Origin of the sequence: Roseateles oligotrophus, assembly GCF_025717515.1 — a bacterium.
Taxonomy (GTDB): Bacteria; Pseudomonadota; Gammaproteobacteria; order Burkholderiales; family Burkholderiaceae_C; genus Paucibacter_A; species Paucibacter_A oligotrophus.
This window is the reverse complement of the sequence record NZ_JAJIRN010000002.1, coordinates 308067-324318: the sequence shown is the minus strand read 5'-3', so window position 1 is coordinate 324318 and position 16252 is coordinate 308067. Positions and strand designations below refer to the sequence as shown.

Below are 16252 nucleotides of genomic sequence, written 5' to 3'. Positions count from 1 at the left end.
AACATCATGCGCGACGCTCACCCTACTTACTCTCCGCAAGACCAGGCCGATGGCCTGCGTCGGCTCTTCGCCAGTTCACGGGTTCGTTTCATTCCGGTGGTCAGCAACCCTCATGTGATGGGTGGCGGCGTGCTGCTGGAAGGGCTATGCGCGGCCTTTGCCGAACTCGGCCTGCATACGCTGGTGGTCGATGCCGGCGAGAGCGCGCCGCTACCCTCTGAGCTGGCTTCGGTCGATTTGGGTTCTTGCGTCGAGCGCTTGTCCAAAGATGTGTCCTATCTTGCGGCGCGCGGGCTGCCGATGCGCTATATCAACGCCAACGGTTCCGCCGCCCAGTTCCTGGAAGTCGTCAGCGACGCGGCACCGTTTGCCGATGTGGTTTTGCTGCATGCCAGCGCTGCCGAGTTGGCCCGTGTGGTGGCGCTGCGCGAGGTGCGGCCGGTCTTGCTGGCCGATACCGACAGCATGAGCGTGACCCATGCTTATGCCGGCATGAAGTGGCTGGCCAGTCGGGCCGGCCTGATGGTCTACAGCCTGCTTCTGGCCTGTTCGCCGCAGCTGCGCTTGTCCGACCGCATTGCCCAACAAATCAGCAGCTGCGCCGATGGTTTCCTCGGGGCGGTGCTGCGCGATTGGGCCTGCATGGATCCCAAGAGTCCGTCCAGCGCGCCCATCTCGGCTGAAATCCGCCATTTGGCGCGCGAACTTCTGATGGCTGCACCTCCCGGCGCAGCGCTGGAGGCTTCGGTCAATGCCAGTCCTCTGCGTCCGCCTGTGCGGGCCCAGATGCGTAATGCTGTTGCCACTGTTTGATTACCGCTGGAGCTGATGATGTATACCGCCAAAGGCCGCCTCGATAATTCCTCCCTGATTCGGCAATACAGCCCTCTGGTCCGCCGCTTGGCGCATCAGATGATTGCCAAATTGCCCGCCAACATCGAAATCGATGATCTCATCCAGGTCGGTTTGATCGGCCTGACGGACGCCTTGAGCCGCTTCGACATTGGCCAAGGCGTGCAGTTTGAAACCTTCGCCACCCAGCGCATTCGCGGCGCCATGCTGGACGAATTGCGCGGCGGCGACTGGATGAGCCGAGGCTCGCGCCGCCAACAGCGGGAGATCGAGAGTGCGGTGCGCAAGCTCGAGCAAAAGCTCGGCCGTGCGCCGCTGGAAAGCGAGATCGCCATTGAGATGGGCGTGCCACTGGAAGAATATCAAGAACTGCTGGGCAAGGTGCGCGGCACCCAGTTGGTGTATCTGGAGGATATGTCGGGCGACGAGGGTGATGAGGATTTCCTTGATCGTCATGTCGCCGACAACAGCAATAACCCGATGCTCAAACTGCAGGACCACCGCATGCGCGAAGCGTTGGTGGGGGCGATCAAAAATCTGCCCGAGCGCGAGCAATACATGATGAGCATGTATTACGAGCACGATATGAACTTGAAGGAAATTGCGGTGGTGCTCAAGGTCACCGAGTCGCGCGTGTGCCAGCTGCACAGCCAAGCGATTGCGCGTTTGCGGGTCAAGCTGCGCGACTGGTAGACCATTTGCCAAGCCTTTTGCGAATGGATTTGGAGAGCCAATGTCATTTTTCGGGTGGAAGCGACAAGAAAATAGTTCTGGCGTGACGACGCCGGTCGGATCAAGAGCCTCAACGGGCTCGCCAAGCTCGGGGGCGGAAGCCTTGATGGAGCTGATACGCAAGGTGGCCCGGTCGGTTTCCAGCGTGGGAAAAGATGCTGCCGAAGTCCGGGGGGTGCTCGAAGATACTCAAAAAATCGTCGTCGCGCAGTGCCAGGCGATGGGCGCTTTGTCCAGCGACTTGGCTCAGGTGCGCATCGCGCAGCAGGCGATCAGCCATTCGACCGAGCGGTCGAGCAGCGCGGTCAGCCGGGCCGCACAAGCTTTGGAAGGGGTGGGCAACGAGGTTGGTGGGATAGTGCAGACGCTGCGGCTGGTCTCCGACGCCGCCTCCGAAATCACCAAAATCGCCTTGCAGACTCGTTTGGTAGCCTTCAACGCTTCGGTCGAAGCGGGTCGAGCCGGTGAGGCGGGCCTTGGTTTCGGCGTGGTGGCCGATGCCGTCAAGGCCTTGGCGGGCCAGGTCGAAAATTCATCCAAGTCGATCATGGGCACGGTGGCGACCTTGGACGCACGCATCGAGACCTTCAGCCGCGAGTTGCGCAACGATCCTGCGCAGGCCAAGAAGAGCTTGATCCATCAAGCTTTCGCCGATGTGCAGGCCAATGTCGGGCGGATTGCCGAGTCGGCGTCGCAAAGTGCGCTGACCATAGATTCCTTGTCCACACGCGCCGGCGAGTTGGAAAGCGAGGTTCAGCAGGCGATGATCAGCCTGGATGCGGCGTTTGTTTGCAGCGACCGTTTCCTGAAGCTGTCCGAGCAGTTGATCGAGCAGATAGCGGGTTCGGGTGTCGAGGTGGATGACGCGCCCTATATTCGCGCGGCGCAATCTGCGGCGCTTGAAATCTCGACGATTCTGGAGGCGTCTTTGAAGAGTGGCGCGGTCAAGCCGGCGCAACTGTTCGATGACAACTACCGTGCTGTCGCCGGCTCCAATCCGCCTCAACATCTGACCGGTTTTGTTGATTTGGCAGACCGCCATTTTCCCGCCGTGCAGGAGAAATTACTGAGCTTGAGCGACAAGGTGGTCTATTGCATTGCCGTAGATCGCAATGGTTATGTGGCGACGCACAATAAAAAGTACTGCCAGCCTCAGCGCAGCGGCGATGTGGTCTGGAACACCGCCAACAGCCGTTACCGGCGTATCTTCAATGACCGTACCGGCCTGGCCTCGGCCCGCAATCAGCGGCCATTCCTGTTGCAAACCTACCGCCGCGATATGGGCGGCGGCCGTTTCGTGTTGTTGAAGGAAGTCTCGGCGCCCATCGTGGTCAATGGCAAGCATTGGGGCGGCTTGCGGCTGGCGTTTAATTTTTAGAATTTGCGGGTTGGACCTTGTTGTACCCGACAAGCTCCGACCCCAATCGGTTGAGCTCTCAGGGCGCCACGCAAGCCCGGTTCTTGCCGGTGTGCTTGGCCTCGTACAAGGCCAGATCGGCGCGGTCGAGCGCGGCTTCCAAGGTTTCACCCAGCCTGTAATGGGTGACTCCGGCCGAGAAGGTGACGAAAACGTCTTTGCCTTCATGCATGAACAAACTCGCGGACAAGGCCCGCTGCAAGCGCTGTAACACCGCCTGAGCTTCGTCCAACGGTGTGTTGGGCAGCATCAAAACAAACTCCTCGCCGCCGTAGCGGGCGACCAGATCGCCGGGCCGCAACTCGTTGGAGACGCGTTCGGCCAGTGACTTCAGGGCGATGTCACCGGCGCCGTGGCCCAGCGTGTCATTCAGGCGTTTGAAGTTATCGATGTCGAGCAGAGCGAGCGCGATCTTGGCACTTTCGGCGCCCGCAACATTGTCTTCCCCGCTGACGCGCTCCAACTTGGCCTGTTCGGTCGCAAAAGCCGCCAATAGGCCACGCCGGTTGGCGATTTGCGTCAGTTGATCGGTCTGCACCTCGTTTGACATACGGCGCAACTCGCCCTCCAACTCCTCAACCTTCTGGCTCAGGCTGCTGGCCCGGTCATGTTCCAGGCTCAAACGGTCTTGGGTCTGGCGCACCAGTGACTGCACGCTGCGGCTTTCCTCCACCATCTCGCGCACGACGCCGGCCAGGCTTTCCAGCGAATCGGCCTTTTCAATCACCTCGGCATAGCGACCAATGCTGTTTTGGAATCGGTCGGTGTGCTGACCCAACTCGCCCAACTCGGCCAGCATTTGGTGTATCAAAGATTTCAGCGAATCGCGGGCCCGGCTGCGTTCATCGCGCAGCAGGCGCTGGCGTTCGCGGGTGCCGCCTAGCATCTCGGTGACCGAGCGCACGCCGCGGCCGCTAAGCCCTTGTTCCAGCGTGTCGTTCATCGCCTCGCATTGCCCGCGCGCCCATGAGTCGTCCTCGGCCAGATCGACCAGGCTGGCGCTCAGTTCGCGGCAAAGTTCACCCAGTTCGCCGAACATATGCTGGCGATGGTCGAGCATGTGGCGGGCGCGTTTGCACAGCGCTTCGATTTTCGCGGCAGCCTCGGGCGTCGCGCCGCCACTCGAGAGCTCGCGGTGGGCGAGGTCGAGTTCGGCCATCAATTCATCGGCATAGCCTTCCGGGCTCTTCAGCGCATGCTGAACCGTGTCGTGCAGCGAAGCTCCGACCCTGGGCCAGGCGTTTGGGCCGGCTGCCGGCGCCGCCGTGATCGATGCCGTCGCAACAGGCTTGGGTTCTTCGGCTTGATCGAATTGGCTGGCTGCAAAGTCATCGCTCATGAAGAACTGGCTCGGCGAGCCGCCGTCTTCTTCGCTGGTGTCGATGCTGGCATCGGCGATGTCTGAATCCCAACTGCTGACCAGTTGCCCCATCCGTTTAAGCAGGCGCTGCGTATCGCTGCGGTTGCCTTCGAGCACGCGCTGCAGACCATCTTTCTTTTTCGCCAGCGTCCATTGGCGGCCGCCACGCTCGAGCCCACGCACCAGCCGCTCAATCACTTGTGCCAGCGCCTCGGCCTGTGCGGCCGGGCCTTCTTTTTGCTGCAAATCTTCAACCTGGCGGATCGCATCCGCCCAACGCAACTCGCGAATGCAGGTCTGCAAGTCCACTCGAGTCTGGCTGCTGCTAACGCCTAAGGCAAGCAGCTTGCTGAGCAGGGTTTGGGTGGCTTCCGGTAGGGCCGCAGGCGCGGCCTCGGTGCCCGATTCGACCGCATAGGCGCGAGCGTAATTCTCCGGCGTGGGTTCGAGTTGCGCTTGCCCGAGGCGAACCAAGGCGGCCTTGGCAATCTGTGCCGCAGGCACGCGGGCCGAATTGGGGCGGCGCTCATCCATCACTAACTCCTATCGAATACCGCCGGTGGGGCGATGGGCGTCGGACGGGTTGAATTCAATGCCTGCGTTGATGTCGACGTTGGCTCGCGCGATCCAGGGTGCCTTGCGCGGCAGCACCGTTTGCGCCAACCACAACTCAACTTCTTCGGGTGGCAAGGGCTTGCTGAACAAGAATCCCTGCATCAAGCTGCATCCCAGGCGGTGCAATACATCCATCTGCCGCATGGTCTCAACCCCCTCGGCAATAACGCGCAAACCCATTGCACGGGCCAAGGCAATGATGGCGGTGACGACGGCCGAACTCTGCGGCGTGATTCCGAGATCACGCACAAAAGTACGGTCAATCTTGACCTCTGAAATAGGCAGCGTGGTCAGGTAGGCCAGCGAGGAATAGCCGGTGCCGAAGTCATCGATGGAGATCTCCACCCCCACTTCATTCAGGCGGTGCAAAGACGGGATGACGTTCTGCAAGTCCTTCATCAAATTGTTTTCGGTGATCTCCAATTGAATCGCCCGGTGCGGCACGCCATAAGCGCTGACACATTGATGAATATGCTCGACCAGATCGGAGCGCTCGAACATGCGGCTCGGCAAATTGACCGCGATCGAGTCGGAGAAGCCAAAGTTGAGCTGCCACACCTTGGCCTGCCTGGCGGCTTCTTTCAATGCCCATTCAGACAGTGGGACGATCAGGCCGGTCTCTTCGGCGAGAGGAATGAAGTCGCCGGGCGGAATCAACTTGTCGCCACGTTTCCAGCGCATCAATGCCTCGGCGCCCACCATGCGTGCGCCTCGAACATCCACCTTGGGTTGGTAATGCAGGACGATCTCACCGCGTTCCAGCGCCTTGTGCAAGGCGCTCTCCAGTTCGAGCTTTTCCCGCCCCCGGCCGGCCAATTGCGGGGTGTAGAGCGCCGAGGAATTGCGCCCTTGAGACTTGACCGCGTACATGGCGACGTCGGAGTTGCGCAGCAAGTCGGCCATGGTTTCACCGTCGCGCGGAAAGATCGCGATGCCGATGCTGGCGGTGACAAAGCACTCCTGGCCGGACAGGAAAATAGGTTCCCGCAAGGCTGCCAACACACGTTCGGCGACGCGTTCGGCGTCACTGTCGTCCGCCACCTCGGGCAATAGCGCCACGAATTCATCGCCGCCAAGTCGGCCAACCGCTTCCAGCGTTCGATGCGAGCGCCCGCCAATGGTCTCGAGCATGCCCTCCATTACCTGATCGGAATGTCTGACGCAGCCGCGCAGGCGTCGCCCCACCTCCACCAACAACTCGTCGCCGGCGGCATGACCCAAGGTGTCGTTGATGATTTTGAAACGGTCCAAATCAATCAGCAGCAGGCCAACTTCATGGCCGCCTCGCCTCGCCTGTTCGATCGCCCGTTCGACTCGCCAGATCAGCTGACGCCGATTGGGCAGGCCGGTCAAGGCGTCGAAATGAGCCAGTTGGCGAATCCGGTCCTCGGCATGGCGGCGGTCGGTGACGTCCTGCATCACGCCGGTGTAACCATTGGCATTGCCGAGTTCATTGAATTCGGGTTCCGCTTCGATGTGTACCACGCGCTGGCGCCCATCCAGCAGCGTCACGGTGAGGTCGGTCACCAGCACCGAGTTGTGCGCAATCACATCGCGCAGCAAGCGCAGGAACAAGGCGCGCTCCTCATGCGGCACCATGCGCATCACGCCGATGAAGTCCAGCCCTTCATGCGGGCCGCGACCAAAAACCCGTAAAGCTTCGGTGGCCAAAGTGAATCCGCCACCCGCGTGCCACTCGAAACTGCCCATGCGGGCGAGGTCTTGAGCACGCGCCAGGCGCGCCTTGCTGCGCTCCAACTCGATTCTCGTGCGTGATGAACGCAGCAGATAGCGCAGTCGGCCGGCCAGCAAGCTCCACTGCGTTGACTTGACGAAAAAATCGGTAGCGCCGACTTGGTAGGCATGGTTGATCGAGGCGTCGTCATCAAGGCCGGTCAACATCAACACCGGCGTTGACTCGAAACCGGGCTTTTCGCGCAGCAGCTTGCAGGTCTCGAAGCCATCAAGTTCCGGCATCATCGCGTCCAGCACGATCATGTCCGGCGACATCTCGGCCATCAAGGCCAGTGCTTCGCCGCCGCTGCGTGCCTCGGCAATCGCAAAGCCACGCCCGCGCAGGGCCACGGCAGTCAGCAGCAAATTGACTTCATCATCATCGACGAGCAACACCTTGGGTTGCTCAGGCAGATCGTCTTCGAGGTGGGGCGGGGCGGCGTTCATGGAGTATTGGGTAGCAGGCTCAACAATGCATGCCTGACTTGGATCACTTCCAAGAGCATACCGTCTAGCAAGGTCTCCATGCCGTCTGTTTGCCCAATCCTTGCCATTGTTTCTATCTGGGCGCAGCGCTCACTCAGGCTGAGCGCGCCAAGGCTGGCCGATGATGACTTCAAAGTATGGCTGACATGGCGCACCACGTTCAAATCCAAGTTGTCCCCCCGTGCATTTTCAAGGTCAGGCAATAGCCTCTCGAGTGACTTCACGTAGGCAGCAATGACCCGCTCGATCAATTTGTTGCTGCCATTGGGGTCGAGTTCTTGCAAGCGAGCCAATGCTTGCGCGTCGAGGCAGGTGCTTTCAGCGGGATTGATGACTGGAGTCGGTGTTAAGGGCATAGGGCTTCCAACTGGGCTGGTGCACTTGAATTTGTCAAAGCGCTTGTGCGCAGAGTGATTGTCGTTGTTTGGTGGTTTTGGCGGTTTCGGTTCGGGCTGCCCAGCATATCTGGCATGTTTGACACTCCGTGCCTGTGCAAGTCAAGTTAGGGCGCTGTCCGCACCGATTGTTGATCGAGTGGCACAGGGATGAAGCGGAACCCCATCAGGTTCGATTTTTTTACGGCTTTGAGTTTTCCCTGGAGAGAGGATCCCGACGCTGGAATCCCCGGCACGCAAACGGCTTGGCCGACCGACCAAACAGTTAAATCTGTTTCGGGTATCGGCGGCCCATCGGTGAACTTGAGTTGGGTTCTAGCGCTTGGTCAACTGCCAATATTCAAAGACGAAAAAAGCGTGCACCCCGTCTCTACAATGCTCGGCATGAATAGCCTTAGCGAAGTGCGCATCAGTAGCCACCGGTTGCCCGGTTGGGGTGCTGTGCTATGGCTGGGGCTCGGCTTGGCGGTGGGGGTTTTATGCCTGCTGGCGCTGCTGCTGCTTTCTCGGCCGGCCGCTGGGGTCGGCCTGTTGACAGTGCTTCTGACGGCGCTTTGCACGGTCTTGATTTTGCTGGGTGTGGCGGGGCTGGGTTGGCATATCGGTGTGCGCTTGACTCGCCAGCAGCTTGGTGATGCCTTGAGGGAATCGCGCATGCAAGCGCAGATGCTGGCGCAAATGCAGCCGCATTGCCAATGGGCGAGCGATGCCAATCATCGTCTTGTGCGGTGGCAGTCCCCGCGGGCCCTGTTGACATCCCTTTGGTCGGGCGCCGCCGCCCCGCAAACGATGTGGGAGAGATTCGAGCTAGTTGACGGGGGCGCTGATGGCCTGCGCAAGCAACTCGAAAGTGGCGCCGCCAACTTTGACCTGAGTGTTTCAGCCAGAGACGGAGGTGAGCGTTGGCGATTGCGTGGCGTAGCCTGTTTGGACGGGCAAGGGCGCTTCAGCGGTTATTACGGCATGGCCGAAGCGCTGCCCGATGAATTACCCGCTGTTGCGCCTTGCGTGCCGGTTGGAGTCCCCAATACCCAATGGATGGAGGCGCTGCCAGGTCCGGCTTGGCTATTGAGTGAAGAAATCGGCAAGGCTGATGCCAACGGTGCGACGGTGCTGGCGGTGAATAGCCAGGCTGCGGCTTTGGCTTGCGCTGAAGAGCAGATTGGCGTGAACTGGGCCAACTGCATGGCTCGTTTGCCGGCGCCGTTGGCCGAGGCCTTGGCGGCTCAAGCCGTGCGCAGCTTTGTGGCCGACAGCGGCAATTGCGGCTTGGTCGGCTTGTGGCGGCAAGCAAACCCGGTGCTTGGTTCGGCGCAGGCGGATAGCTCGGCCCCGTCGCGGCAAACGCAGCAAATGGCGAATGAGCATGAGTCCTTCAGCTACACCGTTTCGCATGATTTGCGAGCGCCGTTGCGGGTGGTCGAGGGCTTCACCCGGATTTTGAAGGAAGACTACGGTCGTCTGCTGGACCGTATCGGCAATGATCATCTGGACCGTGTGATGGGCGCTGCGGCACGCATGAACAGCATGATCGACTCTTTGCTTTCGCTGGCGCAATTGTCGGCTCAGCCGCTGGCGCGGCAGCCGGTCAATCTTTCGCAGTTGGCCGGGTTTGTGGTCGAGGAGTTGGCGCGAGCGACACCCGAGCGCAAGGTCAATGTGCATATCCAGCCGCATATGCTGGTGCAGGGTGACCCCACACTTTTGCGCATGGTGCTGGAGAACTTGCTCGGCAATGCTTGGAAGTACAGCGGCAAGTGCATGCAGCCGCTGATTCGCTTTGAAGCCCAGCAAGAGTCGGGTCACTGGATCTACCGCGTCAGTGATAACGGCGCGGGTTTTGACATGCGCTTTGCCGATCGCTTATTTGGCGTGTTCCAACGCTTGCACAGTGCCAGTGAGTTTCAGGGCACCGGGGTCGGCTTGGCTTCGGTGCGTCGCATCGTGCGACGCCATGGTGGCGAGATCTGGGCCGAGGCGGTGGTGGGCGAGGGCGCGCAGTTCTATTTCACACTGGCGGGTTGAGCCAACATCTCGACCGCCTCAACCAGCAGCCGAGCTTGTTGCGCCAGGTCGCGATTCTCGACCACGGCCAGTTTTTGCAAGCGTTCCAGTGCATCTTGGCGTGACAGCGAATAACGGTGCATCAGCACCCCCACCGCCACCGGCACCAGTTCGCCCAAGACCGGGGCAACTGTCTCGATCACACGCGGCGCATTGACTTGAGCTTGCTGGCTGCTTTGCTGACTGTTGGCAAATGCCGCCTCGACAGCCGGGACAATTTGATGAATGTCCAGCGGCTTGACCAGATAGGCCACGGCCCCCAATTCCTTGACCTTTGCGACGGTTTCTTCGTCGGCGAAGGCGGACAAGAACATGAAGGGGATGTGCAAATATTCGCGCAAATAGGCGGCAACATCAAAGCCGCTCAAGCCCTCCATGCGGATATCCAGCAAGGCCAGTTCCGGCTTATGTTCCCGCGCCAGCAGAATAGCGTCGTCGCCGTTGTCGGCGTCGATGACCTCAAAACCGGCTTGCGCCAAACCATAGGTCAGCGTGGCCAGCACCAGCCGGTCATCGTCTACTACGAGAATCTTGCCCTTGTTGCTCACCGTTGGAGGCCCCCCGCTGTGCCATGTCATGGCGGGCTGCTAGCCCCCCTTGTTTGTGCCATTGTCGCCCAAACGGTGTCGGGCGCTGAAGTACAGGCCGTTCTTGTCCTCAGTCCTCGCTCAGCAGGCTGACACTGGGGGCCAGCAACTCAACCCGGCACACCACAAATTCATCGCGCTGAACGAGCGTCAGCATGGCGCTGCGGCGTGGCAAGAGTGCTCGCACCAGCCCCAGACCGGAGACACCGCCGGGCACTTGAATCAAATTGAAGTCAGGGGGCAAATGCCCCGGATTGACGATTTCAACCGCCACGCTATTGCTCCCGCAGAGCAAGGTGCAGGTCACCATGCCGTCAAGGCTGTGCTTGATAGCATTGCTCAACAACTCATTCAAGGTCAAGGCGACGGGGATGGACTCCGCCTCGGGCAGCGCCCATTGGTTGACTCGATCGGCGCTTTCGCCTTCGATATGGGTGGCGATGCTGCGCCCCGACATGCGTTGCACCGAGCCAATGATGGCGTCCATCACCCTGCGTATGCGCAAGGGCCCGGAACCTCCGACCTGCAAACCATAGACCTGGGCGATGGCATGAACCTGGCCGACCGCTTCATTGATGACCCCGGCCACCTCGGGCCGACGCGCCGCGATTTGTTGCAGCAGGCCCGCCACCCCTTGCAGATTGTTCTTGATTCGGTGGTGCACCTCGCGCACCAGCAACTCCCGCTGAGAGATCGCCGCGTTGAGGCGTGCCTCCTCGGCGGCACGGTGCTCGGTCACATCACTGGCGACCAATAAGAGCTGTTCGGGCGCGCCGACTTCCGCCGACTCCGAGCCTTCGCTGGTGCCCGCCAAGTGCAAGAAGCGGGCATCCCAGACCCGCATTTGCTCGCCGCTGCCCAGTCTGTATTCGCGCTGTGTCACCGCGCTCGCCTGTAGCGCCTCCAACATATCGCGACGAATCAATTCACCCTGCTCGCGGCCGAACAGATCCTCTGGGCTGGCGCCCATCAACTCCGCTTCACTGCGGCCGGCCAGTGTGGCGGCTGCCTGGTTGATCTGCTCGACTCGCAAGGTCTTCGCGTCATGCAAGCTGATCGCCAGTGGCGCAGCCTCAATGATTCGGCTCAGGCTGGCCTGAGCTTGCTGGGTTTGCGCCTCGGCTTGGCGGCGCCGGTCGATGTCCAGCAAGGCGTAGGTCAGCTGGCGACCGGTGGCCCTTGCCCCGGTCACGACGGCATTGCCGACGACCCAGAACTCACGCCCGTCACAGGCCTTCAGCCGGCATTCGAAGGCCTCGGTCTGGCCTTCGGTCAACTCATCCAGGTAATGGCTTTGGCGAAACGGGTGGTCGGACGCGGGCGTGGCGACGATGCTCATCGGTTGACCGGCGAACTCGCTCAGGTCGCCGCCGAACATGCGCCGCGCCGAGCGGTTCATCCACTCGATGCCGCCGCGCCCGACCGTCACGATGCCGACCAAGACGGAGTCCAGCACCGCCCGCTCGCGTTCGGTCTGCAGCATCAATGATTGCTGGGCACGCCAACGGTCATCCACATTGACATAGGTGGCGATCATCCCTTCGTCGGGCGCGCCCTGGCGCATCACGCGCTTGCTGACCTGCATCCACAGGCCGCTGCCGTCTTGTCGCCGTACGCGGCGCTCGCCGCGCCATAGCCCTTGCGTGCGCAGCGCGGATTCAACCGCCTCGTTCTGGTTGTCAAAGTCCAGCGAGTTGTCGAACAATTCCTGATGATCCAGGCCACTCAGTTCGTGAATGCGATAGCCGGTCAGGTGCGCCAGCGCATCATTCGCACGCGTCACTCGTCCGTTGCGCAAGATCGCAATGCCGACATCAGAGAGGCTGAACATCAATTCCCGGTCCTGTACCAAGGCCTCCAACTCGGCTTGTTGTGCCTTCAGTCGGCTGATGTCGCTGATGACGGCAATGCTCTCCTTGACCCCATTCGAGTCGGCGATTTCGCCTTGGTCGCCCGGCGGCGTGACGCGGCGCAAGCTCAGTGACAGCCAGCGAGGCTGCCTCTCCTCGCTGCCGACCTGCAAGAACTCGGCCTCGAAAGTCTGTTGGTTTTCCAAGTTAGGTAATGCAGCCAGAACCTGGCCGGCAAGCTCCGGCAGCGCAGCGAACAAGCTGCTGACGGCCGTGCCGGCTGATTGTGGGTCGGTCAGCCCCAGCATCTGTTCGAAGCCGCGGTTGCAGCGCAGCAGTTGATCGCCGCGCAGATAGGCTAGGCCCAGGCTGGCGCTGTCCATGATGGTGGTGAGCTCGTGCAGCAGCTGTTCACTGCGGTCCTCGGCCTGCGCCTGTGCCGTTACATCCAGGGTGACCACCGAGGTGGTGCGTTGGCCGGACTTGAGCTGCCCCGGTTCAACCCGGGTGAGCAACCAGCGCCGACCCAGTTCGGGGTGGCGCACCGCGTATCTGACCTCGATTCGGTCGCCTTTTTTCAGCGCCTTTTGCAGGCGCTCAAACTCGGGCAAGGAGGCCGCTTCGACGATGTCGCGGCCAATCCCTTGCAAGCTGGCCAAAGGATTACGTGTGGCGTTGCCCACGCTGGCGCTGGATCGGGATGCGCGTGGGCGCAGCCAGCCGGCGTCTTGCTGAAACGTGGCGAGGCCAACCCCGGCGGTATCCATCAAGGCATCGAGTTGCTGATGTGCAAGGTCTCGTTCTTGCTCGAAGGTGCGATCTTCCAATACCGCAAGAAAGCGCCTGGGCAGCTTGCTCTGGGTGCTGCTATTGCTTCCGCTGAAGGCTTGCAGCCGACCTTGCATCCAATGCGTGCGCCCATTGCCCCCGAGCAAACTGGCCTGCGTGAGCAGCGAGGCCTCGGGTTCGGTCAGCGCCTGCAATTCATCCGTCAAGCGTCCGCTGTGCCAAGCCAGCAGTTGTTGCAAGCCCGGCTCGGCTTCATGCAAGGTGGACGGCAATTGCAGGCAAAGGGCCGCAAAGGCCGCGTTGCTCTTCAATAACAAACCTTGGGCGTCGAACAAGACCATGGGCAAGGGGCATAGCTTGAACCATTGCGCCAACTCGGCGTGTTCGCGCGCGCTAACTTCACTACTGCAGGCCTGTTGCAGTGCGGCACTGGATGACTGCTCCAGCGCTGCGGCCGGCACTGCGGTCGGAGCTGTCAGGCTGGCCGCGATCTTGGCGCGTGGTTTGTCTTCTGCTTTTGCATGCAGCAGCCAGCGCGCCAGATCGGTTTGATCCTGGGGCGGCAAGGCCACCAAGGTCAGTAGGGCGCGTTGGCCGCTGCCGAGTTTGATGCTGGGGGCCGGCGGGCCGCGCCGGCCGTCAATCAAGGCCCGGCTTGCCAGGCGCAGCCAGTCGCCCAAGCGCCCTCCGTGGCTGGTTTGTAAACCGTGCAGACCCTTGGCCGAGCCCTGGCCTGGCGCCTGTTCCAGTAGCCCCAAGGCGCTAGGGTTGGCCTCCAGCAGTTCAAGTGACTCGCCCAACAACATCAAGGGGTCGTTGATCAAACCAAACAGGCCGCGCAGGGCGGCCAAGTCTTGGGGCAGGAGTGAAAGCTGTTCTGACATTGGCTCCGAGTTTACGGGCCAGCCGAGCTTGGGTGTGTTCACTCCAGTTGCGCTGCCTTGCTCAGGGCGCGCAGTACGCACATATTGATTTCTTCCGCCCCCAGCATCAGCTGTTCGGCGGCGCTGCGGTAGTCATACACCGAGGAATGCTCAACCGCGCGCACCAACTCCAAAAAGGGCTGATAGGGCCCGGTCTCATCGACCAAGGCTTGGCGCACCCGTTCGGGCATAGGAATTGATTGCAGCAGCTTGCTGAACGGCTGTTTCAGCATATGGTCCAGCAGCGAAAACAGGCCGCAGATGAACATTTCGTCGCGAGACTCTGCGTCGCTGGTGTCCTTGGCCAGTTCTTCCATCAACAGGCCCCGGCGCAAGGCCGCAAACATGATCGGGCGCATGCTGTGGTCCTTGCTGGCCGTCGTCAGCAGCAGGGCCAGCCAGCGCTTCATTCGGGCATAACCGAGCAACATGATGGCGTGGCGGAACGAGGCAACTTCGACCGGCAAGCCGAACGCGGCCGAGTTCAGATAACGCAATAATTTGAACGCCAGGCTGGGGTCGCGCTTGAGTGTTTGCTCCAGTCGTTCGACGTCTTCGCCTTGGTCGATGCGCGACATCAATTCAACAATGACCTGCAAATCAGCCTGCACCTCGGTCTTGCCGGGTACCGCCGGTGCCTCGTAAACACCTTGCATGGGCCAGCCAATCACCCCGGTGGCGCCGCGCTTGAAACTGGCGTCGATGTCGGCCGCGCTGCGCAGACCCGATTGCAGCTTGGGCAAACCGGTGTCGGCGCCGCCGCGACTCTCGTCGTCCAAGTCGAGCACCACGTACTTGAAGCAGGCCTTGATGTCGGCCGCCAAGGCCGCACTCGGCAAGCCCTTCAGCAGCAAGGGCGTGGCGCGTTTTTTCAGCGCCAGCAAGAGTTCGCTGCGCGAAGCGTCTGCGGCCATAAACGCCGGCACCTCGATCATCAAGTTGGCCGAGGGCTCGGTCCGCAACAGGCCCTCCAGCAAGTCTTCACTCAAGACATTGAGGATCACCGTGCCGCCGCCGGCGGGCCAAACCTCGGCCACGGCAGCCAACAGTTCGGTGGCCTCCAGCTTGGCATCGGGGCGCAGCGGAATCACGGTCAGGCGGGTCGCCGTGACCATGCGGTGTTGGTCAATCAAGGGGGTGTAACCCAGCGCAACAGCGCCCAGAATCTGATGGTTCATTGAGTTTGGCGGGTCGGGTGGTTCGGATGGAGAAGCGCGACCAGGAGTCAGGAGTTAATGTATTGGAAGAGCGACATGCGTTGCACCATGGCATAGGTCTTCAAGGCAGTGTCATAGCCATTTTGCTGGTTTTGAAAATCGGAGATGCCTTGCACCATATCGAGATCCTCGGCGGCCGAGCGCTCGGCTTGGTTGTACTGCTTCAAGGCCGCCATACGTCCCTCGGTGCCGTCCAGATTATTCAGCCGCTCGCCCAGTTGGCTGCGAACGTTTTGCAAGTTGACCATTACCGCATCGATGTCACGCACCCGGCCGGAGTTGGATTGGGTAATTTCGGCACCGGCACGCAAGGGCATGCGCAATTCGGCCACCGTGCGGTCAAGCACGTCAAAGAGCTTCAGTGAGTTGGTCGAAGGCGTCAAGTCAAATTGATCGCCGTCGGCCAAGGCGCCGGTCAGCGTCACCGCCATGCCGTCGAAGGTGATGGCCTTGCCGGTGAGGTAGGGGCCTGATTGAACCGAGCCGCCCGAATTGAGGTCGATCACGTCATAGGTCGTAGCAGGCGCGCTGCCGCTGATGTTGATCTGGTAGCTGTGACCGGTCAGCAGGGCCGGGTCGGCAACTCGACCGGCGTCGATCCAGCCCTTGGGCGGCCCGCCCGTGAATTGGTTTGGCTTCGGGATGGTCTCAAAGGTGCCGTTGCCGCTGCGCGCTTGCTCAAAAGCCATTCGGCCATCGACGGTCAAGGGAAAGCTGTCGATATTGCCGGTCTGGATGCTGCCGGAGATGCCGTTGAAGCGCACGCCGCCGGCCTGGTCGAGAAAGGGCGGGTCGCTGGAGCCCTGGCCCGAGAACAGAAAGCCCCCGGCGCCATCGCCGCGGTTGGCAATCGCCAGCAATTGATCCCGCAGTCCTGAAATCTTGTTGGCCAAACCTACGCGTTCGGAGTCGCTATAGCTGGCATTGCCTGCCGAAACCATGGTTTCGCGCATTTGTTGCAGCAGCTCATTGGCGTCGCCCAGTGCCGCTTCACCCAAGTTTGTGCCGTTGCGACTGGCTTCCAAAGCGCGCTGATTGGCATCCACCCGGCTGATGGTCGCCATCGCTCGTTCGGCACGCGCAGCGCCGGTCGGATCGTCGCTGGCCAGGGCGATTTTTTTGCCCGAAGTCAGCTGAACTTGGGAGTTCTGCATTTGCTGCTGGCGGCGCTGCAGGGTGGCGATACTGGTGTCGAAAATATTGGCGGTGGACAAGCGCATGATTAAAAGCT

11 protein-coding genes are annotated in these 16252 nt (G+C 61.1%); 4 read left to right on the top strand and 7 right to left on the bottom strand.

Features of this window, described 5'->3' with window-relative positions:
• Positions 1-6: 6 nt before the first annotated feature.
• The 3 genes from LNV07_RS04690 to LNV07_RS04680 all read left to right on the top strand — a co-directional run bounded on the left by LNV07_RS04690 (position 7) and on the right by LNV07_RS04680 (position 2962).
• Positions 7-813, top strand: a complete 807-nt coding sequence (locus tag LNV07_RS04690) for a MinD/ParA family ATP-binding protein (RefSeq protein ID WP_263570018.1) — start codon at positions 7-9, stop codon at positions 811-813.
• A gap of 18 nt (positions 814-831) precedes the next feature.
• Positions 832-1545, top strand: a complete 714-nt coding sequence (locus tag LNV07_RS04685) for an RNA polymerase sigma factor FliA (protein ID WP_263570017.1) — start codon at positions 832-834, stop codon at positions 1543-1545.
• Positions 1546-1759: 214 nt separating this feature from the next.
• Positions 1760-2962: a methyl-accepting chemotaxis protein gene (locus LNV07_RS04680; RefSeq protein WP_263570016.1), complete on the top strand. Its 1203-nt coding sequence runs from the start codon at positions 1760-1762 to the stop codon at positions 2960-2962.
• A 58-nt stretch (positions 2963-3020) separates the two neighbouring features.
• Here the strand turns inward: LNV07_RS04680 and LNV07_RS04675 are convergent, their stop codons facing one another.
• From LNV07_RS04675 to LNV07_RS04665, 3 genes are read right to left on the bottom strand one after another with little or no spacing between them, the layout of a single operon-like run.
• Positions 3021-4895, bottom strand: coding sequence for a GGDEF domain-containing protein (locus LNV07_RS04675; RefSeq protein WP_263570015.1), 1875 nt, complete (start codon positions 4893-4895; stop codon positions 3021-3023).
• A 9-nt stretch (positions 4896-4904) separates the two neighbouring features.
• The gene (locus tag LNV07_RS04670) at positions 4905-7157 is read right to left on the bottom strand and encodes a putative bifunctional diguanylate cyclase/phosphodiesterase (RefSeq protein ID WP_263570014.1); all 2253 of its coding nucleotides are present in this window, start codon (positions 7155-7157) and stop codon (positions 4905-4907) included.
• Positions 7154-7552: an Hpt domain-containing protein gene (locus LNV07_RS04665; RefSeq protein ID WP_263570013.1), complete on the bottom strand. Its 399-nt coding sequence runs from the start codon at positions 7550-7552 to the stop codon at positions 7154-7156. The genes LNV07_RS04670 and LNV07_RS04665 overlap by 4 nt, the downstream gene beginning before the upstream one ends.
• Before the next feature lie 423 nt (positions 7553-7975).
• On the opposite strand from LNV07_RS04665, the gene LNV07_RS04660 reads away from it, so the two are divergent.
• The gene (locus LNV07_RS04660; RefSeq protein WP_263570012.1) at positions 7976-9616 is read left to right on the top strand and encodes a sensor histidine kinase; all 1641 of its coding nucleotides are present in this window, start codon (positions 7976-7978) and stop codon (positions 9614-9616) included.
• On the opposite strand, the gene LNV07_RS04655 is transcribed toward LNV07_RS04660, so the two are convergent.
• The 4 genes from LNV07_RS04655 to flgL form a co-directional block, all read right to left on the bottom strand.
• On the bottom strand, positions 9595-10233 hold the full coding sequence (locus tag LNV07_RS04655; protein ID WP_263570011.1) for a response regulator: 639 nt from the start codon (positions 10231-10233) through the stop codon (positions 9595-9597). The genes LNV07_RS04660 and LNV07_RS04655 overlap by 22 nt on opposite strands.
• 79 nt (positions 10234-10312) lie before the next feature.
• Positions 10313-13765 carry a PAS domain-containing sensor histidine kinase gene (locus LNV07_RS04650; protein WP_263570010.1) on the bottom strand — a complete coding sequence of 1151 codons (3453 nt, stop codon included), beginning with the start codon at positions 13763-13765 and terminating at the stop codon, positions 10313-10315.
• Between the two features lie 38 nt (positions 13766-13803).
• Positions 13804-14982: an EAL and HDOD domain-containing protein gene (locus LNV07_RS04645; RefSeq protein ID WP_263570009.1), complete on the bottom strand. Its 1179-nt coding sequence runs from the start codon at positions 14980-14982 to the stop codon at positions 13804-13806.
• A gap of 47 nt (positions 14983-15029) precedes the next feature.
• Positions 15030-16241 (bottom strand): flagellar hook-associated protein FlgL, encoded by a 1212-nt coding sequence (gene flgL, locus LNV07_RS04640; protein ID WP_263570008.1) that lies wholly within the window; start codon positions 16239-16241, stop codon positions 15030-15032.
• Positions 16242-16252 lie beyond the last annotated feature (11 nt).

What these genes read in the sequence shown, in the direction of transcription:
- LNV07_RS04690 (WP_263570018.1), top strand. Translation starts at nt 7, where the DNA reads ATGCGCGACGCTCACCCTACTTACTCTCCGCAAGACCAGGCCGATGGC.
- LNV07_RS04655 (WP_263570011.1), bottom strand. Translation starts at nt 10,233, where the DNA reads ATGACATGGCACAGCGGGGGGCCTCCAACGGTGAGCAACAAGGGCAAG.
- LNV07_RS04645 (WP_263570009.1), bottom strand. Translation starts at nt 14,982, where the DNA reads ATGAACCATCAGATTCTGGGCGCTGTTGCGCTGGGTTACACCCCCTTG.
- LNV07_RS04670 (WP_263570014.1), bottom strand. Translation starts at nt 7,157, where the DNA reads ATGAACGCCGCCCCGCCCCACCTCGAAGACGATCTGCCTGAGCAACCC.
- LNV07_RS04660 (WP_263570012.1), top strand. Translation starts at nt 7,976, where the DNA reads ATGAATAGCCTTAGCGAAGTGCGCATCAGTAGCCACCGGTTGCCCGGT.
- flgL (WP_263570008.1), bottom strand. Translation starts at nt 16,241, where the DNA reads ATGCGCTTGTCCACCGCCAATATTTTCGACACCAGTATCGCCACCCTG.
- LNV07_RS04665 (WP_263570013.1), bottom strand. Translation starts at nt 7,552, where the DNA reads ATGCCCTTAACACCGACTCCAGTCATCAATCCCGCTGAAAGCACCTGC.
- LNV07_RS04675 (WP_263570015.1), bottom strand. Translation starts at nt 4,895, where the DNA reads ATGGATGAGCGCCGCCCCAATTCGGCCCGCGTGCCTGCGGCACAGATT.
- LNV07_RS04650 (WP_263570010.1), bottom strand. Translation starts at nt 13,765, where the DNA reads ATGTCAGAACAGCTTTCACTCCTGCCCCAAGACTTGGCCGCCCTGCGC.
- LNV07_RS04685 (WP_263570017.1), top strand. Translation starts at nt 832, where the DNA reads ATGTATACCGCCAAAGGCCGCCTCGATAATTCCTCCCTGATTCGGCAA.